Origin of the sequence: Croceimicrobium hydrocarbonivorans (genome assembly GCF_014524565.1) — a bacterium.
Taxonomy (GTDB): Bacteria; Bacteroidota; Bacteroidia; order Flavobacteriales; family Schleiferiaceae; genus Croceimicrobium; species Croceimicrobium hydrocarbonivorans.
This window is the reverse complement of the sequence record NZ_CP060139.1, coordinates 764,409-788,273: the sequence shown is the minus strand read 5'-3', so window position 1 is coordinate 788,273 and position 23,865 is coordinate 764,409. Positions and strand designations below refer to the sequence as shown.

General features: G+C 44.6%; 24 protein-coding genes. 5 read left to right on the top strand and 19 right to left on the bottom strand.

Annotated elements, in window-relative coordinates; translation table 11 throughout:
* Nucleotides 1-6 precede the first annotated feature (6 nt).
* Both ftsH and rsfS read right to left on the bottom strand, forming a co-directional pair.
* Nucleotides 7-2,109 (bottom strand): ATP-dependent zinc metalloprotease FtsH, encoded by a 2,103-nt coding sequence (ftsH, locus tag H4K34_RS03595; RefSeq protein WP_210759464.1) that lies wholly within the window; start codon nt 2,107-2,109, stop codon nt 7-9.
* 14 nt (nt 2,110-2,123) lie between these two features.
* Nucleotides 2,124-2,489, bottom strand: coding sequence for a ribosome silencing factor (gene rsfS / locus H4K34_RS03590; protein ID WP_246452192.1), 366 nt, complete (start codon nt 2,487-2,489; stop codon nt 2,124-2,126).
* A 74-nt stretch (nt 2,490-2,563) separates the two neighbouring features.
* On the opposite strand from rsfS, the gene H4K34_RS03585 reads away from it, so the two are divergent.
* The gene (locus tag H4K34_RS03585) at nt 2,564-3,307 is read left to right on the top strand and encodes a biotin--[acetyl-CoA-carboxylase] ligase (protein ID WP_210759462.1); all 744 of its coding nucleotides are present in this window, start codon (nt 2,564-2,566) and stop codon (nt 3,305-3,307) included.
* On the opposite strand, the gene H4K34_RS03580 is transcribed toward H4K34_RS03585, so the two are convergent.
* Together H4K34_RS03580 and pyrE are read right to left on the bottom strand one after the other, a co-directional pair.
* Nucleotides 3,308-3,694, bottom strand: coding sequence for an SRPBCC family protein (locus H4K34_RS03580; protein WP_210759461.1), 387 nt, complete (start codon nt 3,692-3,694; stop codon nt 3,308-3,310).
* 4 nt (nt 3,695-3,698) lie between these two features.
* On the bottom strand, nt 3,699-4,340 hold the full coding sequence (pyrE, locus tag H4K34_RS03575) for an orotate phosphoribosyltransferase (RefSeq protein WP_210759460.1): 642 nt from the start codon (nt 4,338-4,340) through the stop codon (nt 3,699-3,701).
* Nucleotides 4,341-4,347: 7 nt separating this feature from the next.
* On the opposite strand from pyrE, the gene H4K34_RS03570 reads away from it, so the two are divergent.
* The gene (locus tag H4K34_RS03570; protein WP_210759459.1) at nt 4,348-4,947 is read left to right on the top strand and encodes an NUDIX hydrolase; all 600 of its coding nucleotides are present in this window, start codon (nt 4,348-4,350) and stop codon (nt 4,945-4,947) included.
* Here the strand turns inward: H4K34_RS03570 and coaD are convergent.
* The 5 genes from coaD to dinB are packed head-to-tail and all read right to left on the bottom strand — an operon-like array spanning nt 4,944 to nt 8,782.
* The gene (gene coaD / locus H4K34_RS03565; protein ID WP_210759458.1) at nt 4,944-5,405 is read right to left on the bottom strand and encodes a pantetheine-phosphate adenylyltransferase; all 462 of its coding nucleotides are present in this window, start codon (nt 5,403-5,405) and stop codon (nt 4,944-4,946) included. The genes H4K34_RS03570 and coaD overlap by 4 nt on opposite strands.
* Before the next feature lie 5 nt (nt 5,406-5,410).
* A complete protein-coding gene (locus H4K34_RS03560; protein ID WP_210759457.1) occupies nt 5,411-6,385 on the bottom strand; it encodes a D-alanine--D-alanine ligase in 975 nt (324 codons plus the stop codon).
* Nucleotides 6,382-6,837, bottom strand: a complete 456-nt coding sequence (locus H4K34_RS03555; RefSeq protein ID WP_210759456.1) for a hypothetical protein — start codon at nt 6,835-6,837, stop codon at nt 6,382-6,384. Before H4K34_RS03555 ends, H4K34_RS03560 begins: the two co-directional genes overlap by 4 nt.
* The gene (locus H4K34_RS03550) at nt 6,837-7,676 is read right to left on the bottom strand and encodes a DUF4197 domain-containing protein (protein WP_210759455.1); all 840 of its coding nucleotides are present in this window, start codon (nt 7,674-7,676) and stop codon (nt 6,837-6,839) included. Before H4K34_RS03550 ends, H4K34_RS03555 begins: the two co-directional genes overlap by 1 nt.
* Nucleotides 7,677-7,696: 20 nt before the next feature.
* Nucleotides 7,697-8,782 carry a DNA polymerase IV gene (gene dinB, locus H4K34_RS03545; protein WP_281384720.1) on the bottom strand — a complete coding sequence of 362 codons (1,086 nt, stop codon included), beginning with the start codon at nt 8,780-8,782 and terminating at the stop codon, nt 7,697-7,699.
* 49 nt (nt 8,783-8,831) lie between these two features.
* Between dinB and H4K34_RS03540 the strand changes: the two genes are divergently transcribed.
* The gene (locus H4K34_RS03540; RefSeq protein WP_210759454.1) at nt 8,832-12,077 is read left to right on the top strand and encodes a GEVED domain-containing protein; all 3,246 of its coding nucleotides are present in this window, start codon (nt 8,832-8,834) and stop codon (nt 12,075-12,077) included.
* Nucleotides 12,078-12,103: 26 nt separating this feature from the next.
* Complete coding sequence (locus H4K34_RS03535) at nt 12,104-12,490, top strand: hypothetical protein (protein ID WP_210759453.1); 387 nt, start codon at nt 12,104-12,106, stop codon at nt 12,488-12,490.
* Here the strand turns inward: H4K34_RS03535 and H4K34_RS03530 are convergent.
* The 10 genes from H4K34_RS03530 to hemA all read right to left on the bottom strand — a co-directional run bounded on the left by H4K34_RS03530 (nt 12,487) and on the right by hemA (nt 22,759).
* Nucleotides 12,487-13,173: a uracil-DNA glycosylase family protein gene (locus H4K34_RS03530; RefSeq protein WP_210759452.1), complete on the bottom strand. Its 687-nt coding sequence runs from the start codon at nt 13,171-13,173 to the stop codon at nt 12,487-12,489. The two genes, H4K34_RS03535 and H4K34_RS03530, sit on opposite strands and share 4 nt — an antisense overlap.
* 5 nt (nt 13,174-13,178) lie before the next feature.
* Complete coding sequence (locus tag H4K34_RS03525) at nt 13,179-14,960, bottom strand: choice-of-anchor I family protein (protein ID WP_210759451.1); 1,782 nt, start codon at nt 14,958-14,960, stop codon at nt 13,179-13,181.
* 192 nt (nt 14,961-15,152) lie between these two features.
* Nucleotides 15,153-16,439 carry a glutamate-1-semialdehyde 2,1-aminomutase gene (gene hemL, locus H4K34_RS03520; RefSeq protein ID WP_210759450.1) on the bottom strand — a complete coding sequence of 429 codons (1,287 nt, stop codon included), beginning with the start codon at nt 16,437-16,439 and terminating at the stop codon, nt 15,153-15,155.
* Between the two features lie 49 nt (nt 16,440-16,488).
* Nucleotides 16,489-16,875 (bottom strand): GxxExxY protein, encoded by a 387-nt coding sequence (locus tag H4K34_RS03515; protein ID WP_210759449.1) that lies wholly within the window; start codon nt 16,873-16,875, stop codon nt 16,489-16,491.
* Nucleotides 16,876-16,952: 77 nt separating this feature from the next.
* Complete coding sequence (hemB, locus tag H4K34_RS03510; RefSeq protein ID WP_210760529.1) at nt 16,953-17,948, bottom strand: porphobilinogen synthase; 996 nt, start codon at nt 17,946-17,948, stop codon at nt 16,953-16,955.
* The gene (gene hemF, locus H4K34_RS03505; protein ID WP_210759448.1) at nt 17,945-18,862 is read right to left on the bottom strand and encodes an oxygen-dependent coproporphyrinogen oxidase; all 918 of its coding nucleotides are present in this window, start codon (nt 18,860-18,862) and stop codon (nt 17,945-17,947) included. The genes hemB and hemF overlap by 4 nt, the downstream gene beginning before the upstream one ends.
* Nucleotides 18,855-19,883, bottom strand: a complete 1,029-nt coding sequence (gene hemE, locus H4K34_RS03500; protein ID WP_210759447.1) for a uroporphyrinogen decarboxylase — start codon at nt 19,881-19,883, stop codon at nt 18,855-18,857. The genes hemF and hemE overlap by 8 nt, the downstream gene beginning before the upstream one ends.
* Nucleotides 19,880-20,614 (bottom strand): uroporphyrinogen-III synthase, encoded by a 735-nt coding sequence (locus H4K34_RS03495; RefSeq protein WP_210759446.1) that lies wholly within the window; start codon nt 20,612-20,614, stop codon nt 19,880-19,882. The genes hemE and H4K34_RS03495 overlap by 4 nt, the downstream gene beginning before the upstream one ends.
* A complete protein-coding gene (gene hemC / locus H4K34_RS03490; protein ID WP_210759445.1) occupies nt 20,607-21,515 on the bottom strand; it encodes a hydroxymethylbilane synthase in 909 nt (302 codons plus the stop codon). The genes H4K34_RS03495 and hemC overlap by 8 nt, the downstream gene beginning before the upstream one ends.
* A gap of 5 nt (nt 21,516-21,520) precedes the next feature.
* Complete coding sequence (gene hemA / locus H4K34_RS03485; protein ID WP_210759444.1) at nt 21,521-22,759, bottom strand: glutamyl-tRNA reductase; 1,239 nt, start codon at nt 22,757-22,759, stop codon at nt 21,521-21,523.
* 200 nt (nt 22,760-22,959) lie between these two features.
* Between hemA and H4K34_RS03480 the strand changes: the two genes are divergently transcribed.
* Entirely contained in the window at nt 22,960-23,865 is a 906-nt protein-coding gene (locus H4K34_RS03480; protein ID WP_210759443.1) for a helix-turn-helix transcriptional regulator, read from the top strand.

Genomic DNA, 23,865 nt, shown 5'->3' with positions numbered 1-23,865 from the left:
TAATTTTTAAGCCGGGAGATCAGTACTTTCCGCTTCTTCGGTAGAAGCTTCAGGGTCTTTGTTTAATTCTTCTTCAGGATGGTTTTCTTCATGCAGCACTTCATCTCTGCTCTTCCATCTCCGTTTGCCAAAGATCTCCTCTAAATTTTCCTTAAAAATAACTTCTTTTTCGAGTAACAATTCAGCTAACTCGATAAGTTTTTCCTGATTGTCTGTTAATAGCTCTTTTGCTCTTAAATATTGATTTTCAATAATCTTACTGATTTCTTCATCAATAATTTGAGCAGTACGCTCGCTATAAGGCTTGGTGAATCCCATTTCATTACCATTCTGAGAATCGTAATACGTGATGTTTCCAAGCTTGGCATTCAATCCGTAAATGGTAACCATCGCTCTAGCTTGCTTGGTTACTTTCTCCAAATCGCTAAGAGCACCAGTAGAGATTTTTCCGAAAATGATTTCTTCAGCGGCTCTTCCTCCAAGGGCTGCACACATCTCATCCAAAATCTGATCGGTATTGGTAAGCTGTCTTTCTTCTGGTAAATACCAAGCTGCGCCTAAGGAGCGACCACGGGGAACAATGGTAACCTTTACCAGAGGATGGGCATGTTCCAATAACCAACTTACGGTAGCGTGACCTGCTTCATGATGGGCGATGATCTTTTTCTCTTCATGAGAAATGATTTTGCTTTTCTTCTCCAAGCCACCAATGATACGGTCAACCGCATCCAGGAAGTCTTGCTGATCAATCGCTTTTTTGTCTTTACGAGCGGCGATAAGGGCGGCTTCATTACAAACATTGGCAATATCAGCGCCGCTAAACCCTGGAGTTTGACGGGCCAAGAAATCAGAATCCACTTTGGGAGCTAATTTCAAAGGAGCCAGGTGTACCTTAAAGATTTCTTTGCGCTCGTTCAATTCGGGAAGATCCACGAAAATCTGACGATCAAAGCGACCGGCTCTTAATAGGGCTTTATCCAAAATATCAGCACGGTTGGTAGCGGCTAAAACAATAACATGTTCATTGGTGCCGAAACCGTCCATCTCAGTTAAAAGCTGGTTAAGGGTATTTTCTCTTTCGTCGTTTCCGCCCGAAAGGGCATTTTTACCACGGGCTCTACCAATGGCATCAATCTCATCAATGAAAATGATGGAAGGAGATTTTTCCTTGGCTTGCTTAAAGAGGTCACGAACCCGAGAAGCTCCAACACCCACAAACATCTCCACGAAGTCGGATCCTGAAAGGGAGAAGAAAGGAACCTTAGCTTCGCCTGCAACCGCTTTGGCTAATAAGGTTTTACCAGTTCCAGGAGGGCCTACTAATAAAGCACCTTTGGGGATTTTACCTCCTAAGGAAGTATAACGATCGGGATCTTTCAAGAAGCTTACAATTTCTTGTACCTCTTCTTTGGCGCCTTCCAAACCAGCCACATTTTTAAAGGTGATCTTAACATTGGTGTTTTGATCAAAGAGCTGAGCTTTGGATTTACCGATGTTGAAGATTTGCGCTCCGGGGCCACCGCCACCACCGCTCATACGGCGCATAATGAAGATCCAGATTCCGATTAAGAGAATAAAGGGAATTAGATAGGATAAGGTACCACCGAAATAGTCTTTCACTTCCTCGAAATGAGGAGTGATACGTTTGCCTTTTAGTTCAGGATGCTGCTCATAGAAGTAGCTCATATTTTCTTTGTAAGCCTCATAAGGCATCTCAAAGCTAAAATGAGGACCATCTACACCAGGACCCATAGGGTTGTCCTTCAGGCCTTTGTATTCTTCCAGGCCAGAATCCAGTGCATCCTTAGTTAGGTATACCTGAACAATCTTTTCATTGATGATTTTCACCTTATTCACATCACCGCGTTCGATCATGGCGGTGAAATCATCAAAATTGATTTGCTTTTGATCGCTTCCTACAGAGTGTAAGAGTTGCAGGGCGATTAGGAAAAGGGCGATAATAGCATAGATCCAATAAATATTGAACCGGCGACGAGGATCCCCACCGGGGCCGCCTTTATTATTGCCATTGGGTTTTTCTCCGGAATTACGCGAGAACTGTTCTTTCAGTTTCCGCAGTTGTTCCTTGTTATCTTTTTCGTTTTCCATTTCTGTCTTAAGTCTTATTTCTTCGCTTCAAAATGATGAAGCTCAGCATCACCCCAGAGGCTCTCTAAATCATAAAATTTGCGAGTCTCGGGCTGGAAGATATGAACTACTGTGTCAACGTAATCCATTAATACCCACTCCGCGTTTTCTAATCCTTCAACATGCCAGGGTTTATCCTTCAGATTCTCGCGCACTCTTTTTTCAACCGAATTACTGATTGCTTTGACTTGAGTATTTGAGTTTCCTTCTCCAATAACGAAAAAGGAGCAGATAGAGTTTTCAATATTTCGAAGATCGAGAATGGTAATGTTGGATGCTTTCAGATCATCCATTCCTTCTACAATTTCGTCAACCAGATTCGAAAAGTTCGTTTGCGACATTAAATCCATTTAATTTGAAGGGCAAAATTAAGCATTGTCGTTAAGGTGCCTTAGCTATTATCGAAATTAGCCTTATGAATACAGAATTGGTGGGCAGAGATTATAAAATTCTCCCTGAAGTGACTAGCACCAATACCGCAGTCAAAGAACTAAATCAAGAGCAAGAGCTACCTGAGGGTTTTTGCCTCCTTAGCGATTACCAAACTTCGGGCCGGGGACAATATGGCAAGCAATGGGATTCTGAGCCCGGTCAAAACTTGTTAATGAGCCTGTTGCTACGTCCGGTTTTTCTGTCAGCCTCCGAATCTTATCGCTTAACTATGTCAGTTTGTCTTGCCTTGCATGATCTGGGATTGGAGCTTGGCTTTGATTCTTATATCAAATGGCCAAATGATTGGTTCTATGGAGAACAGAAAATAGCTGGAGTCTTAGCCGAATCTTCACTGCGGGGATCCCGGATGGAAAACTGCATTGTGGGAATTGGCATTAATGTGCGACAAAAGAAGTTTCCACATCCTCTGGCCACCAGCCTCAGTACGATTATCGGGCAAGAATTAGAGGTTCAGGATGTATTTGAAAAATTGGCTGTTCACCTGGATAATCGCTATCAGCAATTGCGATTTGGGCAATACCAAGGTCAGCATCGCGAATTTGAATCCATTCTCTATGGCAGAGATCAATGGGTTCCGGTGCTTCGCGATGGCCAAAAATTACACTTGCGTTGTGAAGGAGTAAATCCCGGAGGCGAGCTAAAGGTTAGCTGGCAAGATGGTCGCCAGGAAACCTTACAGCATCAAAGTGTTCGCTTCGTCTTTTAACTAAAGCTCAGCGGTACTGGCACTTAAATCTTCGATGAAACGAGTTAATGGACGCTCCACCATCATTTTCATCATCGGATTAAAATTGCCTTCAAAAAGATATTTCACCTTGGCGCCAGCTTCGTTTTCTTCGAGGATGGTACTTAGAGTAAAGTCTAATTTAGAGCTTGCTGCTTTAAATTTCAGTAATCCTGGAGGATTAACCTCATCGATCAACAAACGAACGTCTGGCATACCTTTTAAACCAAAAACAAAGGTTTCGGCATCCGATTCGAAACGCTCTACCGAAGCAGGCATTACTAATTTCATATTCTTTAAATCCGACATCAGTTCGAAAAATTCTGCGGGACTTTTCGAAATCTGAACTTCTTTAGATTCTATTCTCATGGTATTATGCTTGCCAAGAGCTGGGATCTTCACGCCAGCTGATGAGGGTTTCAAATGTTTCTTTATCGAGGTCGCCACTTTGTTGCAGGGCTTCCAAAAGGTGCGGGTAGTCGCTTAAGGTGTGTAAAGCTAATTGGGCCTTATCAAAGTTCTCTTCCGCCAAACGGAAGGCATAGGTAAACAAGGCCAACATACCCATTACTTCTGCTCCAGACTCGCGTAACACATCCACCACTTTTAAGCTACTGCCGCCGGTAGAAATTAAATCCTCAACTACCACCACTTTGGAATTGGCCGGTAATTCTCCTTCAATTTGATTTTGACGGCCGTGCTTTTTAGGCTCCGGGCGAACATATACGAAGGGAAGTCCTAATTCATCTGCCACTAAGGCGCCCATGGCGATTGCACCGGTTGCCACACCGGCAATTACCTCGGCATCGGGATACAATTTCTTAAGAGCATCCGCCAAAGCGGTCTTTAAGAAATTCCGTAAGTCGGGATAACTCAGGGTGATACGATTATCACAATAGATAGGAGATTTCCATCCACTAGCCCAGGTAAAAGGGGCTTTGGGTTGCAGTTTAATTGCCTTAATTTGCATGAGCTTTTCGGCCGTCTCATGCGCGGTACGAGGGTCTAAAATCATGGCTCAAATGTATAAAGTTTTCATCAAGGATTCCCTTCTAATTATCGGTGATCAAAGCCGCGAAAAGGCAATCGACTACCTGGGAGAGGCCCAACTGATGAACCTGGTACGCACAAGGCTCGAAAGCCCCGCAGAACCAGTTTATGTCTTTGCTCGAAACCTAAAGGAGGTATGGGCTAGTTTTAAAAAGAATTTTAAAATTATTGAAGCTGCCGGAGGCGCGGTTTTAAACCCGGATCAAGATCTATTAATGATCTATCGTCTGGGGAAATGGGATTTACCCAAAGGTAAAATCGAGTTTGGAGAGCCCAAAGAATTAGCGGCTTTACGCGAAGTTGAAGAAGAAACAGGGGTGCCACGTCCGGAGATCACCGGCATTTTACCCACCACCTATCATATTTATCCTCTAGATGATCGATTGATCTTGAAGCGCACCTATTGGTTTGCTATGCGCATTGCCAAGGGCTTCGATTTCTTAGTACCCCAATTGGAAGAGGATATTTTGGATGCCAGCTGGTGTGATCCCCAACAAATTTTAGAAAACCGTAAAAACACCTACGGTAATATAGGCTTGGTGCTGGATGCTTTACAGGAAGATATTTCCTAATTAGGAACTCTTACCGCTGCTGGAACAAATTGGCTGTAATCGCCCTGATTACGAATTACATCCCTTACAATGCTGCTGCTAATCGATGACAATCCGCTGGCCGTTAAAAGGAAAACTGTATCCAGGTCATTCTTTAATTTTCGATTGGTTTGGGCGATTGCCTTTTCGAATTCAAAGTCAGCTGGATTGCGCAGTCCCCTCAGAATAAATTGCGCGCCAACTTCGGTACAATAGCGAGTTGTTAAACCGCTGTATTGTCCCACTTCAATTTTGGACTCATCCTTAAAGGTGTCTTTTATCCAAGCGATACGCTGTTCTTCAGGGAACATATAAGCCTTATTGGCATTTCGGCCAACCGCCACAATAATCTTGTCAAATAGAGGAAGGGCTCGTTTTACGATATCCACATGCCCAAGGGTGATGGGATCAAAAGAACCGGGGAATACTGCAATCTTCATAAATCCTAAGATAGGGTTTTTTCTACGCAGGCGCGGAAGAGCTCTGGCAAGGAAATACCCGCATATAAGGCTTGCTTCGGTAATAGGCTTTCTGCACTAAAACCAGGAACGGTATTTACTTCGATAAGTACGGGCTCATTGTTGGCATCTAGGATATAGTCTACCCGCGACAAACCTTTTAATTCTAAAAGTCGGTAGGCCGCCTCTGATTGTCGCATTACTTTTTCGTAGACCTCCGCCGGAATTTGAGCGGGAGTGGTTTCTTCAGACTGTCCGCTGTATTTAGATTCGTAATCAAAGAATTCACCAGCAGGTTTAATATGAGTTACCGCCAGGGCTTGAGCTTCACCGGAATGATCGCTAACACCGCAGGCCAATTCTAGTCCTGGTACCATGGCTTCAATTAAAACCTTAGTGTCGATGGATTTAGCTTTGGCAATGGCCGGACCTAATTCTGCGGCCGTTTTTACCTTGCTTACGCCGATGGAGGAACCACTACGGCAGGGCTTTACAAAGCAGGGGAGTCCCAGTCTGTCAATAATTTCAGCTTCGCTAATATTGGGTTCGGCGTGCAAAAAAACGCTCTTCGCCACCTTAAAGCCATAGCGATCGAGGAGAATATTACATTCCGCCTTATTAAAAGTTAGGGCACTGGCAAACTGTCCTGAGCTGGTATAGGCTAATCCCAACATATCAAAATAGCCAGCTAATGGTCCATCTTCACCAGGGTGACCATGAATGGCATTAAAAACAGCATCAAAGCTCACGCGGCGATCCTGAAGCATAAAGCTGAAATCATCCGTGATTATTGGATAGCGATTTCCCTCATCATCCAAAGCTTCCCATTGGTTTTTCTTCAGTTCAACGCGGAATAACTCAAAACCTTGATTTTGCAGATTTTGGTATACCACATTACCGGAGGCCATCGAAACATCGTATTCGCCCGAGTAGCCACCCATCAATACGCCAATGGTTTTCATTCGCTTTGCTCTTCTGTTTTACTAACTTGAATTAGCCTCTCCTGTAATTTAGGATCAGCCTGAATTGTTAATACAAGGTGCTGATAAAAGTCGTCGCTCCAGCCCAAGGCACTTAATTCTTTTTGCAGATTTTCCTTCAATCTTTCTTTTAAGGTGGCCCGATAGGTCATGAGCTCATTAAAGCGCTCCGCAAAATTAGAATCGAGGTCGGGGCGAAGTGCCTCCCAGGATCCCCGCTCTTTTAGAGCTGCCATGGTTTGCCCCATTTGCTCATCGCTTATTTGCAATTCGGCTTGCATGCGATGGGCATAGTCTGCCGCTTCTCTGCGTGCCTCATTAATGGCTTTGCTGAGCGCCAAATAATTCTGAAGATCTTTATCTGAATAGGCTTCGCTATTCTGAGCTTGAGCCCAAAAAGGAAGTACAAAAAGTAGTAGAAGGAAATTTCGCATTAGTCGAGCAATCCAAATACCAGAGAAAGAAGGTCATTTACGCGCGCTTTAGGATCGGTGCGGATGGCAGTTTCCTCTTCACCCATTTTGTCATAAAGTCCATCCAAAGCTTTATTGGTAGTATAGTCTGAAAGGTCTTCGACTAAGATGGGATTCAAATTAGTGAGGCTGCCTACATTGCCAAATCCAGGAATGCCGATCGCTAGCAAATCATTGTAATCGCTTACCAAATCTTCATAGGATTGAGCTACACTCACATTACCCACTTTGATGGACTTCAAGGTGCTGTCCACTTTTGGCTCATAGGCCATATATAAATCTGGTCCGGTACTGCTGCGGAGATAAGCCGTAGCTGCAGTATCGCTTCCGCTTAGTAAAATGGTACTGGCATCGATAATACTCATACCGGTTATGGCATCTGCAAAAATGGGCTTGGCAGTATTAGCAGCACTTTCAGCCGCACGGTTAATACCTTCTACCACCGCATCTTCCTGGCCTTTAATTCCGGGAATGGTAATTCCTAATACAGTTGTGCCATTGTAGAGGTCGGCTCCACTAATAGTGGTTAAACCTAAATTGATGCTTTTGGATTGCAAAGCCGTAATGGCCGCTTGAGTAGCCAGAGGAAGATCCAGTTTTACTTCGGGGTCGCCAAAATAGCCGTCGAACTTTGAGAGCTTGGTAATGGAGGTGTCGGAACTTACGTTCAAGGCCATCTTTAAACCATCGATCATTTGTGAGGTAGAAACATTACCACTTAATACGTCTGTGATGGTGTCTTTTTCGCAAGCAATGAAAAGCAATGGGCTAAAGGCGAAAATCCAAAGTAATTTCTTCATGAGGGAATCTTTATGCAAATCTAAAAATCGAGCGTTAGTTGTTGCGCTTTAGTCTCAAAATCACTGCCAAAATTCGAAAGACTTAATCCGAGCAAGCGAATGGCTTCCCCACGATATTGTTTTTGAAGCAGTTCCATGGACTCTTTAAATAGTAAGGCTCGGGAATTGCTAGCCTGCTCCAAACTCTTACTGCGCGTGAGGGTTTCGAAGTTCTGACTCTTCAGTTTTAAACTTATCGTACGTCCTTTAAGACCCGATTCTTCAATGCGTTGATACCAAATTTCGAAGATAGACTTCAGCGCATCTTCTACTTCTTGGCTACTTTTTAAATCATGATCAAAAGTGCGTTCAGCGCCTAAAGATTTGCGAGCACGGGAGGGCTTTACCTCCGATTTTTGCAATCCGCGAACAATGTTAAAATAGTGTTCGCCTGCCTTGCCAAATTCCTGTTTTAGCAGGGCAATGTCCCAGGCTTTTAAGTCTTTGCCATTGTGAATTCCCAACCTTTTCATTTTCTCGGCAGTTTTGGCACCTACGCCAAAAAACTTCTGAATGGGTAGTTCCTCCAAAAATGAAATTACCTCATCGGGCATAATGGTTTTTTGCCCGTTTGGCTTATTGATGTCGGAGGCCACTTTGGCCAAGAATTTATTGATGGAAATACCAGCCGAAGCATTGAGCTCCGTTTCTGCCTTGATCTCTTCACGGATTTTCCGGGCAATTTTGCTGGCACTGCTAATACCGGCCTTATTCTGACTTACATCGAGATAGGCCTCATCCAGCGAAAGCGGTTCAACTAAATCAGTATAGCGATGGAATATGCTTCGAATCTGTTGCGAAACGGCGCGGTATTTTTTGAAATCAGGTTTCAGGAAAATAATATCTGGACAACGTCGCCAGGCAATGGCGGAGGGCATGGCAGATCGAACTCCATATTTACGGGCTTCATAACTGGCCGCCGCTACCACACCTCTTTCTTTTGAACCTCCAACGGCAATAGGCTTTCCGCGCAATTCCGGACGATCTCTCTGTTCAACAGAGGCATAAAAAGCATCCATATCTACATGGATAATCTTTTTGATATAGTCTTCAGGAATGGGATTCACGAGGAGAGAAAAAATATGCTCTAAATTAGCAGGAATTCACACAGATACTATGCCTATTTCTATTCGATTATTTTTTGTTTCGGCTTTGGGCTTATTCTTGTCTCCACTCTCTGCGCAAGAATACAAAGCCATGATGAATGACCCCCAATATTCGATTGCGGAAGTCAAAGCAGCGGCCAATGCTTGGTTTGCTGAACACGGAACCGAGGAAGGTTCTGGCTACAAAGGTTTTCAGCGCTGGCTCTGGGCCAATGAATACAAGTATAATGAGGAGGGTAAGCGCAGTGATGTCGATCCTTACTTCGTGTCTAAAGAATGGGCGCGCATTCAATCCACTATGGAGAAAACCAGTTCTGCTGGATGGGTGGATATGGGACCTTATTCCATTGACAGTATTACCGGGCATTATTCACCAGGCCTCGGCAGGGTAGAGTGTTTTTATTTCGATCCTTCGGATCCAGACTTTTTGTATCTGGGTTCCCGAAGCGGCGGTTTTTGGAAAAGCACCAATGGTGGACAGAATTGGGCCCGTAGCAGTACCGAGTTTTTACCGGCAACTGGTGTTAATACCATGGCGGTAAATCCCAATCATCGGGATTCGGTTTTGATTAACCTCCGCAATGCGCGCAATGGTACCAGTCATGGTATTTACCGCTCGGTAGATGGTGGCCAAACCTGGACGCAAACTCCATTTAATCCCAGCAATATCGCTTGGACCGGTCTAGGGAAAAATGGCCAGGTTTATCAATTACTTTACCATCCGGATATCCCCAATAGGGTGTATGTAGGTACCAATAATGGACTTTATATTTCAAATGACGACTTGCAAAGCTGGACTCAGGTTTTAAGCAATACCGATATCACGCATATTAAGTTTCATCCTACCGACACGGCTACAATCTATGTTTATGATGATTATTACTGGGGTAATAATGGGGATGTGATTTTAGTATCTCATGATGGCGGACAGACTTTTAGCGCCTCTGCTACCTTGAGTGGTAATAATGGCGCGAATGTCGAAATCGCGGTAAGCCCAGCATGTCCGGATTGTTTGTATGCAGCTTCAGGTAATGGGGTGTGGAAGAGTACCGATGAAGGACTGAACTTCAGCTTTATGACCAATCCTTCGGGAACCTGTGATGGTTTCGCGGTAAGCGATCAGGATACATCGATAATGATTTATGGGATGTTGGATATTTTCCGGAGTACTGATGGCGGGCAAAACTTCAATCAGATTACCTGGTGGTCCATAAACAATAGCCGCCCTTTTAATAGTTCCATTTATGTGCATGCCGATTTACGGGAGATTGAAGCCCATAATGGTGAATTCTATATCGGGACGGATGGCTTTTTAGCTAAGAGTAGCAGTCAGGGTTTAAGTTGGCAGAGGCTATCCTCGGGCACGGGGATTCGTGAGAATTACTCTATAGGAATTGCTCAGAACGAGCCCTATACTACCATTGCTGGCTCTCAGGATAATGGAACCAGTATCTACCGCAAAGAAGGCTGGGTAGAGTTTTATGGTGCGGATGGAATGGAAGGTTTGGTGCATCCTTTAAACCATGATTGGATGATGGGCAGTGTGCAGTACGGAACGCGCCGCCTCACTTTTGATGGCGGTAAAAGCCAAATCGGAGCCACTCCCAATGGACAGTCCGGTGCTTGGGAAGCCCCTCTGGATCGCAATAGCCTGGATCATTTTACCCTTTACCATTTTGGCGACCAGGTTTATGAAAGCAATGATTTTGGTCAAAACTGGAATACTCTGGGTAGCCCTTTGTTTACGGGAGAAATTGATCGCGCTGCCGTAGCGCCTAATAATGGTCAAATCCTGGCTGTTGCACGCAGTGATGATTTTGAAATTTCTACCGATGGTGGGCAAACCTTCCGTCGCAAGAGCACCGGCTTACCTAATTCAACCATTACGGATATCACTTTTGCGCCTCATTCAGATTCCATAATTGTAGTGACTTATGGTAGCTATCAAAATGATGGTCAGAAAGTCTTTATTAGTTATGATCAGGGGAATAGCTGGTCTAATATCACCGGTAATCTGGGAGATATGCCTATTCGTTCGGTGGTGATTGACCATAGTCCGGATCACAATATTTATCTGGGTGCCGAAATAGGCGTTTATGTAAAAGCCTTGCAAGCCAATAACTGGTTCTTGTACAATGCAGATTTACCTAATGTTACGGTTACTGATTTGGAAATCATGTATGGAGCCAACCTCTTGCGAGCTGCCACCTGGGGAAGAGGAATGTGGCAAATTAGCTTGAAGGATCGATTGAGTTATCCACGTATTTTGAATGTAGATTTAGACTCACGTCCCAGCTTTTTAGTTCCAACCGATGCAATGGCGCAACATGTTCATGCGGTGGTGGGCTATGCCTCTTTGCCAGATACTGTATATGTGCAATGGTCGGCAGGTTCTATCGCATTGGATAGTGTGAGGGGCTTGGTACGAGTGCAGGATAGTACTTATAAAAGCCTGGAGCCTATTCCGGCTTATCCACTGGGTACCGATATGTATTTTAAAGTAATTGCAGTAGGTACTCAAAATGATACCAGCAGTACTTATCGTTTCCATTATCGAGTGCAGGATACCGGTTTCTGTAAATCCGGTAATGCCGGAGCCTTCCCACCCAGTTATATTGAGGAAGTGATTGTGTCCAATCTGCAGAACAATAGTGGCAGAACCGGTTACAGCAATTTCACACAGTACCAGGCCAGCCTCAATACCAATCAAAGTTATACCATGTCGGTAAAGGTTAATTCCTTTATTCCTGAGGATAGTGTATATGCCTGGATTGATTATAATAATGATACGGTCTTTACCGAGGATGAGCGGATTCAGATGTCGGCAATAGATCCACAAGACTATTCCTATGGCACGATAAACTTGGGGCAATTTAGTTCCACGGATACGGTTCGGATGCGGATTCGAATTCAGGATGGAGGTTTATATCCAGACCCTTGTAATTACTTTAATGGAGAAGCGGAAGATTATTCGGTAATCCTGGTAGGTAATGGCTTGAGCCAAGAAGAATGGAATGGCCCCATTCCTTATCTCTATCCCAATCCCAGTAAAGGATTATTATACATAGCTAACTTAGAAGGAACTAATTTTGAAAGCTATCGTATTCTCAACACGGCGGGGCAGATTTTGCAATCGGGAAATTTGGGGAATTATAAAGAACCTATCTCCCTACAGAATTTAAAAGCCGGTTCTTACTATTTAGAATTAAGCAATGAGGAAGGCCGTCATTGGCATGCCTCCTTTATCAAAGAATAATAATGCGAAAAATCACATTTCTTTTGATGCTGCTTGTCCTTGTGGCCTGCGGATCAAAGCAAAAACAGCTTGACCTGGATTTGAGTTTTCAGGAATATTATTTCGATCGACAGATGGGAGGAACCCAAGCAGCGGGCATTAATGAAAGCTATTATTTCAGAGTTTCGAATCCCAAAATAATCCTGGATCAACTGAAAGTGAGAGATCAGGTTTTGGAGCTGGAGCTGAAGGAAGATGGCCTGTTTTGGGCCACAACTAAAATGCTGTCCAAAGACGATTACATCTTTAGTGATTACAATAAAGTTGAATTGTTTGGTCACCTGAAAGGAGGCAATACAGAAATGCACTGGGGACTGGATTCGGTTCCTTTGCGGGAGCAGATTTTTATGCCATCTGCACCACCCCAGAATTAGGGTTTAAGAACCGCTAAAAATTTGCTCAGGTATTCGTCTAATTGTTTCCTCTTATACTGCATCACATAGCGTGGATGCTCCAGAGGGATGAGTTCTTCGAATATCTGGGCTTCTTTATTTAGGGCTTTTAGGTATTTAAAATTTTTCCCGGTGCCCCAAACTACCGCCTTGGCGGGTGATCCGCAGAGTTCAGCTTGAATGCGCAATTGCTCGATCATGAAGCCTTTTACTGCCTGATATAAATCTTCCTGATCGTAATAGTTCCAATTAATCCAATTGCCCTTTTCATTGAAATGGAGAAATCCTAAAGGACAGGCGGCACCGATAAACCAATCGCCAAAAAAGGCTTGAGCGCCACCATAAGATTCTACCACTTTATAAACGAACTCAGAGGAAGTTTCCCGAGTTTCAATTTCAGTTTCAATCTGGCAATGTTCTCGCAGGGCTGGAGTGTCAGTAAATGGAATTCCGGTTTGCCCTGCACCCAATCGACCAGGGTTGATGCCCAAGATTAGACCTCGGGGATTATTATCCGAATAAAACTGAGCATAATATTCCTTGAGGAGACGCTCTACTTCCGGATTTTCTTCCTGATAGGGATTCATCACTCTAACCTTTTCGGGCAAGAGTTTTTCATCAAGATGAAGCTTATGGTAAAACTCTAGGATCTGGTCCTTAAGCATGCTTATTAGTTTTTCAAGATGCGCAATCCACTGCCATCTGTGGTGCGTAGGATGTAATAACCTTTGGGATAGCTGCTTAAATCGAGGCTGTTGTTTTTATAATGTCCATAGAATTTACCTTCGGTATTGTAAAGGTCATATTCTACTTCCTGGCTCAATTTAATAATACTCTGCCCTGGATTAGGATAGGCTTTTAAGGTCTCAGCACTTAGCTCTTTAATGCCGATGTCTGACCCTAATTGATAAACGCTTACGGTGCCACTAATTTCATTGGAAACAATAAGCAGAGGATAGCCACTTGGGCTTTGAGTTTCGCTTACAAAGCTGAGGTATTCCGGACCCAAGTCACCAGCATCAGGATCGGAGGCTGCTTTGCTGAAATCACGATCTAAGATATAGGAGTCAAAAGTCGGTTGAGTAGGATCATCAATATTGTAAATCATAATACCGCCCATCCGCTCTAAAGCGATAAAGGCGTAATGACTGCCATTATAGGATCCGGTGCAAATGGCTTCGGGCTCTGGGCCTTTGTCGTCGCTGCGACTTTTAAAACTGCTGTTGTCGTCGTTATCTGAATTGAAATTCTGAGCATGCAATGCAGCCAGAGTTTGTTCGAACTCATCACCACTATCCCAAACCAAATTGCCAGCGGTATTCCAAACACTAAAGCTTCGAGCCCCAAAGGTGAAGAGGGAATCGTGGATAAACACATTGTTGTAATTCCCCAAGGTGGTGGTCACTTTCAATCGACCTAAAACCGAATCGCGTTGTAAATAGCTGGGATTATTGAAGGTGATGGGGCTGAGGTTTACATTGTTGATGCGTTCTTCCTCGCTATAGGCAGAATAATCTCGGCTGTCGCCTTCATTAGCGCTTAAAATATAGTCGCCATTGGCATCGCTGTAATAGCTTATGGCATCCGGTTGATACATGCCAAAGAGGTTGAAGTAATTTTCAAACTTGATGCCGCTGCTTTGATCGGAAGCATCCAATTTATAGCTGGGGTTATTCCAGCTTTTGTAGCCTAGGCCTACCACGGTGTCCAGAGTGGCGGTATAGATATCAATAATCGCCAAAGCATTGTTTTCTTGCAGGCTCACATAGGCTTTGGTACCAGCAGGATTAATACAGATGTACTCGGGTTCCACATCCTGCGAAAAGCTGGAAAGGCCGTTGTTGCCGTAGATATTAATTAAAGGGTCGTATGCGGTAGTATCATAGCGCGTAAAGCCTACAGTTTGCACATTAGCCTGACTTAAACTGCTAACCGTTCCTCCACTAATGTCGATAATGGAAACAGAACCAGCCGGATCGATGGTATAATCGTCTGTAGGTTCTCCTTCATTGGCGACCAAAATATGTTGCAGGGAGGGACTAAAGGTGATCATGTCTGGCATGGGGCCAACGATCAATTGATTGAGGTAGGTGCCATTGGTGTCGAAGAATACCACTTTACCGTCACTCTGAGGGAAGTTGTTTTGAATGGCTACGGCCAAGGTGTTGCCCTGCACCGCTAGTGAGTTTACCGTACCACCGTAATTACTAAGATCGATGCTGCCAATTTTTCCAGGTTTGGAAAGATCACCCAAACGAATAATGTCAACTTGAGAACTTCCTGAATTGGTGGAAAACAATCGTTTAGATAAGGGTTCATAGGCATGTACCTCGGCTCCGCCATTATCGAATTGCCCACTCTGGTAGGTGTAGATTTTAAAGATGGGAAGGTTTTGAGCTTGAAGCCCGAAGCCTACAAGAATCAGGCTTAACAGAGTAACAAATTGGCGCATGGCAAAATTTTTACCAAAGAACGGAATTATTGCGCAATGCCAGGACCTTGAACAAGCAGGGATATTGGCTGTTTAGTTAACGCAGCCTGCCAATCAGAAAGAGAATATTCAAGAAGCTAAGGAGGGCTGTTTGAGACAGCCTATGTTGGTTGATGAGGACCGGAGCCCCGCTTAACACGGGGCTCTGGCATTTTAGAGTAACTCTAAACTTTTCTGAGCAGCCTCAAGGCTTTGCTCAATATCTTGATCACTTAAAGCGGCATTCAAGAACCAGCTTTCATAAGCGCTGGGCGGAAGGTAAACTCCATTTTGAAGCATGCCGTGAAAGAACTTTTTGAAGTAGTCATTATCTCCGCTTTTGGCACTCTCAAAATCACGGATGGCTTGATCGCTAAAGTGCAAGCTAATCATAGATCCCTTGCGGTTGATCTGATAAGGCAGGCCTTTGGCTTTTAATAGCGGATGCAAGCCTTCTTCAATACTTGCACATTTACTTTCCAAATCTTGATAAACCTCGGGATGCTCTTTTAAATATTTTAGCAAGGTATAACCAGCGGTCATGGCAATAGGGTTGCCGGAAAGGGTTCCAGCCTGGTATACTGGACCATTAGGCGCCACATATTCCATAATATCTTCTCTACCACCATAAGCGCCTACGGGCAAACCGGCACCAATCACCTTTCCGTAGGTCACCAGATCAGCTTCAATTCCCAAGGCTTCTTGGGCGCCACCAAATCCCATGCGGAATCCAGTCATTACCTCATCAAAAATGAGGAGGATGTTTTCTTGAGTGCAGAGTTCGCGGAGGCCTTCGATAAATCCAGCTTCAGGCAGAATACAACCCATATTACCGGGAATAGGCTCCAGAATAATCGCGGCTATTTCATTGGGATTGGCTTGCACTAATGCTTTTACGCCTTCTAAATCGTTGTATTCGGCTAGGAGGGTGTCCTGTGCTGTTCCCGGGGTTACACCCGGACTACTAGGATGACCTAAGGTTACCGCTCCACTTCCGGCTTTAATGAGGAAACTGTCGCCATGACCATGGTAATTACCAGCGAATTTGATGAACTTGTTTTTACCGGTAAAGCCACGGGCTAAGCGAATAGCACTCATGGTTGCTTCGGTTCCGGAGTTCACCATGCGGATACGTTCAACATTGGGAATACTCTCCACAATCAAACGTGCTAATTCAATTTCCATCTCAGTTGGCGCTCCGAAGGAGGTAGAGCGCTCAGCTGCCTTTTGCACAGCTTCAATCACCGGTGCCCAGGCATGCCCCATGATCATCGGGCCCCAAGAGGCGATGTAGTCGATATAGCGATTGCCATCGGCATCATAGAGGTAGGCTCCCTTGGCGTGATCCATAAAGATTGGATCGCCACCCACGGATTTAAATGCCCGCACGGGAGAATTCACTCCGCCAGGGATATAGCGAGATGCTTCTTGGAAAAGGGATTTGCTTTGGGAGGTATTCATATTTTGTGTTTAACCGCAGAGGTGCAAAGAAGCAAAGTTTCGCAGAGGCTTAAAAGCCCAAAACCATCCTTTTTATACCCTTCTGCATTTGTTCTACATTAAAGTTTAAGATAAGACCCAACTTGCAATGGGTTAGCTTTAAGTACGTTAATAATTGCGTTTCATGGACAGGTAGCAATGCTTCTATAGATTTCAATTCGAGAACCAGTTCTTTCTCTATCAGAATATCAATTAAAAATGTTTTGCCAACTGCATGACCTTTATAATTGATTTCTACTGGTTTCTGCCTTTCAAATCGAATGGACCTTAAGCTTAGCTCATTGCAAAGGCAATGTTCGTAAACCGACTCTAAAAGTCCCGGGCCTAAATTTCGATGTACCTCTATGGCTGCTCCAATAACTTTCCTACTTAGCTGATTTAATTCTTTTTTGTCCATTTTTCTATTCTTTGCGCAGCTTTGCTTCTTTGCCTCTTTGCGGTAAAGAAAGAATAGATAATCTTAGGAGTTAGGAATTAAGCATTTCTCAAATACTTCAAGATATCCCTCACGAAGTAAGTCGCGATGAGGTCTGCGCCGGCACGTTTAATAGCCGTTAAGCTTTCCACCATGGCTTCTTCTTCATTGAGCCAGCCATTGGCAGCAGCGGCTTTAATCATGGCGTATTCACCACTAACATGATAGGCGCTAACCGGTACGGTGCTGATTTCTTTGGTTTGGCGAATGATATCCAAATAGGCCATGGCGGGTTTCACCATTACCATGTCGGCGCCTTCCAGTAAATCCAGTTCTACCTCGCGCTTGGCCTCAATGGCATTGGCGGGGTTCATCTGGTAGGTCTTTTTATCGCGGGGCACATTCTCCATATCTACCGGAGCGGAGTCCAGGGCATCACGGAAAGGACCATAAAAACAAGAGGCGTATTTAGCGCTGTAGCTCATGATACCCACATTCTGAAATCCGCTGGTATCAAGGGCAATGCGCATCGCTTCAATCCGGCCATCCATCATGTCGCTGGGGGCTACAAAATCGGCACCAGCCTGGGCATGGCTAACTGCCATTTCAGCCAGGGCACCAACAGATTCATCATTGAGGATTTCTCCATCCTCCACAATACCGTCATGACCGAGGCTGGAATAAGGATCCAGGGCTACATCAGTCATAAGAAGCATATCAGGCGCAGTTTCCTTAATCATGCGAATGGCTTGTTGCATCAGTCCATCCGGGTTAACCGCTTCTTCACCTTCATTATCTTTCAGGTGATCAGGTACCTTAACAAAAAGGAGCAGGGCAGTGCATCCTAAGGCCTGGAGGTCGAGAACTTCCTGTTGAAGTAGGTCCAGGCTGTAGCGGAAATAGCCGGGCATAGAGCTGATTTCACTCTTAATGCCTTCACCTTCCACTGCAAATAGGGGAGCAATAAAGTCCGATGGATGTAAATGCGTTTCCTGGGCAATGCCGCGAATGGCAGCCGATTGACGCAATCTTCGAGGTCTTTGTAACATGCTTATGATTTGATCCAGTCGATTGGCTCTCGGAGCACAGCCACTAATTGGGCCTCCGGACTTCCCGACTGAGGTTCTACATTATAATCCCAGCGAACTCTGGGAGGTAAGCTCATTAAAATACTTTCGGTACGGCCATTGGTGCGCAATCCAAATAAGGTTCCGCGGTCGTGCACCAAATTGAATTCTACATAGCGTCCTCTGCGAAGTTCTTGCCAATAGCGTTGCTCATCGGTCCAGGGACTGGCTTTGTGTTTTTCAACAATTGGCAGATAGGAAGGTAAGAAGCTACGTCCCACATCAGTGGTAAAGGCAAACCAATCTTCCAGGCTGCGTTCCTGATCCGCTTTCAGATAGTCGAAGAAAGTACCACCAATACCGCGGCCTTCTTGACGATGATGATTGCGGAAATATTCATCACAGGCCTTTTTAAAGCGAGGGTAGAGCTCTGCTCCATGCGGGTCGGCTGCGTTTTTTTGAACCTTGTGAAAATGCTGAGCATCTTCTTCATCCAGATAATAAGGAGTTAGGTCGCTACCACCGCCAAACCAGGCGTCGATGGCTTCCCCTTTATCATCATACATCTCAAAAAAGCGGAAGTTGGCGTGGGTTGTTGGCACCAAGGGGCTTTCAGGATGAATCACCAATGAAATACCGCAGGCAAAAAATTGAGCACCTTCAGTTTTCATGTTTTTCTTCAGGCCTTCGGGCATCTCACCATGAACGATGGAGGTACTTACGCCAGCTTTTTCGAAAACCTTACCATTACTCAAAACCCGCGATCTTCCGCCACCACCACCAGGGCGTTCCCAGTGATCTTCAACAAAACGGGCCTTGCCATCACTTTCTTCCAGAGCTGCGCAAATTTCATCCTGCAGAGCATGGATAAAGCTTACGAAGCGATCCTTGAGATTAGCCATAATTTTTTACTGCATTTATAAAGGCCTTGGCGTGATCTACCGGGATATTAGGTAGAATACCATGACCTAAATTGGCAATGTATTTATAGGTACCAAACTCATCAATCATCTGCTTGGTGAGTCTTTCAATTTCGGGAATAGGAGAGAGGAGTCGGGCCGGATCAAAATTACCTTGTAAGGTGGTGTGGAAGCTGGTGAACTCACGTGCCATTTGAGGGCTAATCGTCCAATCAACTCCCAAAGCACTTACGGGCATTTGACTCATTTCTTCCAAAGCAAACCAACATCCCTTGGCAAAGGCAATTACCGGAGTATGCTCATGCAGGGCCTCAGTAATCTGTTGAATGTAGGGTAGGGAGAAGGTACGATAGTCTTCGGGCGATAATAAGCCACCCCAGCTATCGAAAACTTGAATGGCATGTACCCCTCTTTCTTGCTTATGACGAAGGTAAGCGATGGTTACGTCGGTAATTTTTTGCAGGAGTTTATGGGCTGCTTCAGGATGGGCGAAGCAAAATTCCTTGGCCTTATCAAAGGTCTTACTTCCTTGGCCTTCCACCATATAGCAAAGGATCGTCCAGGGAGAACCGGCAAAACCGATTAAAGGAACTTCATTTTCCAAAGCCTCTAAAGTGAGGTCGATGGCCGAATAAACGTAATGCAAGCGATCCTTCACGTCGATTTCGGGCAAGGCATCAACTTGCTCAGGAGTGCGAATAGGCTGGGGCAGATATGGACCTTTGCCGGGTACCATTTGCACCTCAACATCTAAGGCCTGAGGAATTACTAAAATATCGCTGAATAAAATAGCAGCATCCGGACCTACCTGATGAATAGGCATTACCGTAATTTCGGTAGCCAGCTCAGGGTTTTCGGCTCTTTCGAAGAAGCTGTATTTCTCTTTAAGTTTCATGAAGTCTGGCAGGTAGCGGCCAGCTTGACGCATCATCCAAACGGGTGGTCTTTCGACTTTTTCGCCTCTAAGGGCTTTGAGGAAAAGGTCGTTTTTAGGTGTTGTCATGAATTGGAATTGGGCCTTGCGGCGAAATGTTCTATGATTCGTTGGATCACCCCTTTCAGGGTAGGTTCTTTAGCGCAAATTCGAGGGTTTTCGCAACGCATTCGTACTGCTTCGGCGGTAGTGGCGCCAATGCAAAATGCGGGAACCCCGGCAGGTAAACGGTTTTTCTTAAAGAAGCTATAAGCGGCAGTCGGACTCAGGAATATCACTCCATTAAAGTCTGTACTATCTACTTCCTCATGCACCAAATCAGTATGGTAAACGATCTCCTTATGAACCCTCACATTTTTACTTTCGAGGTACTCAGGTAAATCATCCAAGGCCTTATCACCACAGAAAAAATCTACTGATTTTACATCTGAATTTCGGGCAATGATTTGAGCTAAGATTAAGGCGTTTTCGGCGCGAACATTAGATTTAATTCCCAAGTCGGCCAGCATTTCAGTAGCGCGAATGCCCACGGTAAAAGTCTTCTTGGCCGGAATTTGCATTTGATTTTCCGAGGCTAATAGTGCCTTTAGGCTACGTACCGCATTTTTACTGGTAAATACCCGGGCGGAGCTGTCGGAATTTAATAGTCGAGAACGAAAGCTACTGGCATCGAAGGACTGTTCAACCTTAATGAAATCCAGGGACTGTAATTCCAGCCCGGCCGACTCCAATTGGTTTTGTAAGTCTTCGGGAATTCTACGAGTAGAGAATATTAGAGGGCGCTTCGTTTCGCTAATCATGCTTGATTTTTTCCAAAATCGCTGCGGCTCCACGTTTTAATGCCTCTTGAGCCATACTGATTCCCAGTTCGGAAGCCGCGCTCAAAGGTACTGCATTTTCGAGTCTTACCTTTTCTTTACCGTCTAAACTAAATACTCCAGCTTGCAGTCGAATTTGGTTTTCTTCGATTTCGGCGTAAGCCCCAACCGGAGCCGAGCATCCACCTTCTACGGTACGAAGGAAATCACGCTCCACTTTAGCTCGTAAAGCAGTGTTTGCATGATTGATTTCGTGCAGTATTTCTTGAAATTCACCTTTAGATTCTAAACAAGTGATGCCAACAATACCCTGGGCGGGAGCCGGAATCATCCAGTCTAAAATTTCATAGTGTTCTGGTAATAAGTTGAGTCGCTCTAATCCTGCCTTGGCGAAGATGGCGCCATGCCAATCATTATCGGCAAGCTTTTGTAAGCGAGTTTGCACATTGCCACGCAAACCGGGGTTGTCATGCTCAGGATAGCGGGCTTTCCATTGGGCGATCCGACGGATGCTACCGGTGGCAACCTTTCCCGCAGCGTGATCTAAGAAATCTAAATTGCCTTTATGAACCAGGATATCTTCTACGGGACCGCGCTCTAAAACAGCAGCCATTACAATGCCTTCCGGCGCTTGAGTAGGATAGTCTTTTAAGGAATGAACCGCGATATCTGCTTTATCCTGATATAGGGCTTCATCTAAAATTTTAGTGAATACTCCGGTGCTTCCAAACTGACTGAGGGGCGTACTAAGGTCTAAGTCACCAGCAGATTTAACTTCTACTAATTCGGTTTTATAACCTTTGGCTTCCAAGGCGCGGGCCACGGTGGCAGCTTGCCAAACGGCCAGAGCAGAATCTCTGGTGCCGATTCTCAATGTTTTCATGGGGCTCAGAGCTCAAAAATATGGTGAATGGTGCGCAAATCATTATTGAGATTGCTGCCATTCTTTAACTGACGGGCAAATTGCCCGGTAATGCGATTTAGCATTTGGGAAGCGAAATATTCTGCTTGCTCCAAAGAGAGTTCCGGAAATTTCTTTTGAAGGCTTTTCAATTCCTTTTCCTTCCAATCGTCCATTTTGGAGCGCAGCGCATTTAAGGTTGGGGCTACGCGACGACTTTCCAGCCATTCGTAAAATTCCTCAATCTTCTCATCTATAATTTGTTCCGCCATTGGGATTTGCGACTGGCGATTGCGAATGCTCTCCTCGGCGATTTCCGAAAGATGATCAACATCAATTACCCGGAAATTGGAATCTTGGTAAACAGATGACTCGATATTACGAGGCATGCTTAAGTCTAATAATAAACGGGGCTTTTGCGCGCTGAAATCCTTAAGATGCACGGTAGGAGCCGAAGCACCAGTAGCAACAATGGCGATGTCTGCACGATTTAAAGCATCTTGTAAATGCTCAAGGTCTGCATGTTTCAATCCGAATCGATCGGCCAGGCGAACCGCTTTTTCTTCGGTTCGGTTGATTAAGGTAATATCTTCAACCCCGGTTTGGTTGACCAAATTTTCGCAGGTGGTACGTCCCATTTTCCCCATGCCATAAAGAAGCACTGATGGTTTGGGATTTACCTTTAAATATTCTTTCACTTGCAGTACGGCGGCGAAGGCAACAGAGGCGGCACCGGTACTTAATTGAGTTTCGTTCTTTACGCGCTTGCTACATTGAACACCGATATTTACGAGGCGATCAAGAAAGGCATTATGAGCGCTTTGCTCTTTGGAGCGTTGGTAGGCTTTTTTCACCTGACCAATAATTTCGAAATCTCCTAAGATTTTTGATTCTAAACCGGAACCCACCCGATACAGGTGTTCAATGGCCTCACGATTTTGCTTGATGTTTTGATAAGGTTCGAAATCCTGCTTGCTATTGCCGCTGTGCTTGCAAAACAGAGCAATAAGATCTCTGGGGCAATTAGCAAAGCCATATAATTCTGTGCGATTGCAAGTAGAGAGAACCAGGATTCCATCCCCACCAGCACTTTGGTAATCGTGAATCAGATGCTGTGCTTGCTCCTCACTAAGGGAGAACTTTTCCCGGGTAGAAACATCCGCCTTCTGATGGTCAATTCCTATCAAAAAGAAATTGGCAAAACGACTTACTTCGAACTCTTTCATATTGTGTTGGCAAAAATATCCCAATCGGCACCACATAAATTACCTTGATAAGTAGGAAAAATAACCCGATAGGTTGAGTGGTGCTTATTTAGAATCATTCTCGGTAATTTTCAGCATTTCCTTGATAGGATTGCGCTTGCAAGGATAAATTAAACGTACAAATAGGGCCAATGATTTTTATCATGTCCTAATTTTGCCCCATGGAATTGAATTTTGAAATACTCGGTCCGGAAATAAATACCCGAAAAAGTCGGGTAAAACATACGGCTTTAGGTCCTGATATGGCGATGATTAAGGTGGAACACTCAGAAGATGAGGCCTTAAAGATGCGCCGCGAGATTGATCAAAGCTTAATTCAAATCTACTTTGCCTATGAAGGTGGAGCAGAATTCGCTTTTCACGGAGGTTCCTATAAATTGAAACTGGAAGCTGAAAAGAATTTACTTTTCTATAATCCCCTTCAGGCTTTGCCGATGGAAATTACCGTGGAGCCGAAAAGTAAATTACTCTTCCTCTATGTTACGGTAGAACGCCTGCATCGCATGTTTGTAGAAGCCAGTGAAGAATTGGCTTTCATTAATCCTGATAATGTAAACAAGAAATTTTACTCCGACGGTAAATTGGAGCCTTCCACCATGGTGGCTTTGAGCCAGATGTTTCAGGTGCCTGTGCATGGACCAGCGCAGCGCATTTTTGAAGAGTCTAAGGTTTTTGAAATCCTGGCTTGGTATTTCAATCGCCGGGAAGGCACCGATGTAGAGGCCTGTCCTTTTTTGGAGAATGAAGATAATGTGCAAAAGATCCGCCTGGCCAAGAAAATTCTGATTGAAAGAATGACTGATCCGCCCACTATTCCTGAGTTGGCATTGGAAGTGGGGTTAAATGAATATCGATTAAAAGAAGGATTCAAGAACATTTATGCCACTACGGTATTTAAATACCTTAATGATTATCGTTTGGATGTGGCTCGCCAGGTTTTAGACGAAGGAAAAGTGAAGGTAAATGAAGTGGCATACCATATTGGCTATACCAATCCCAGTCATTTTATCGCGGCCTTCCGCAAGAAATTCGGGGTAACCCCCAAGAAATATTTAATGAATCGCTGA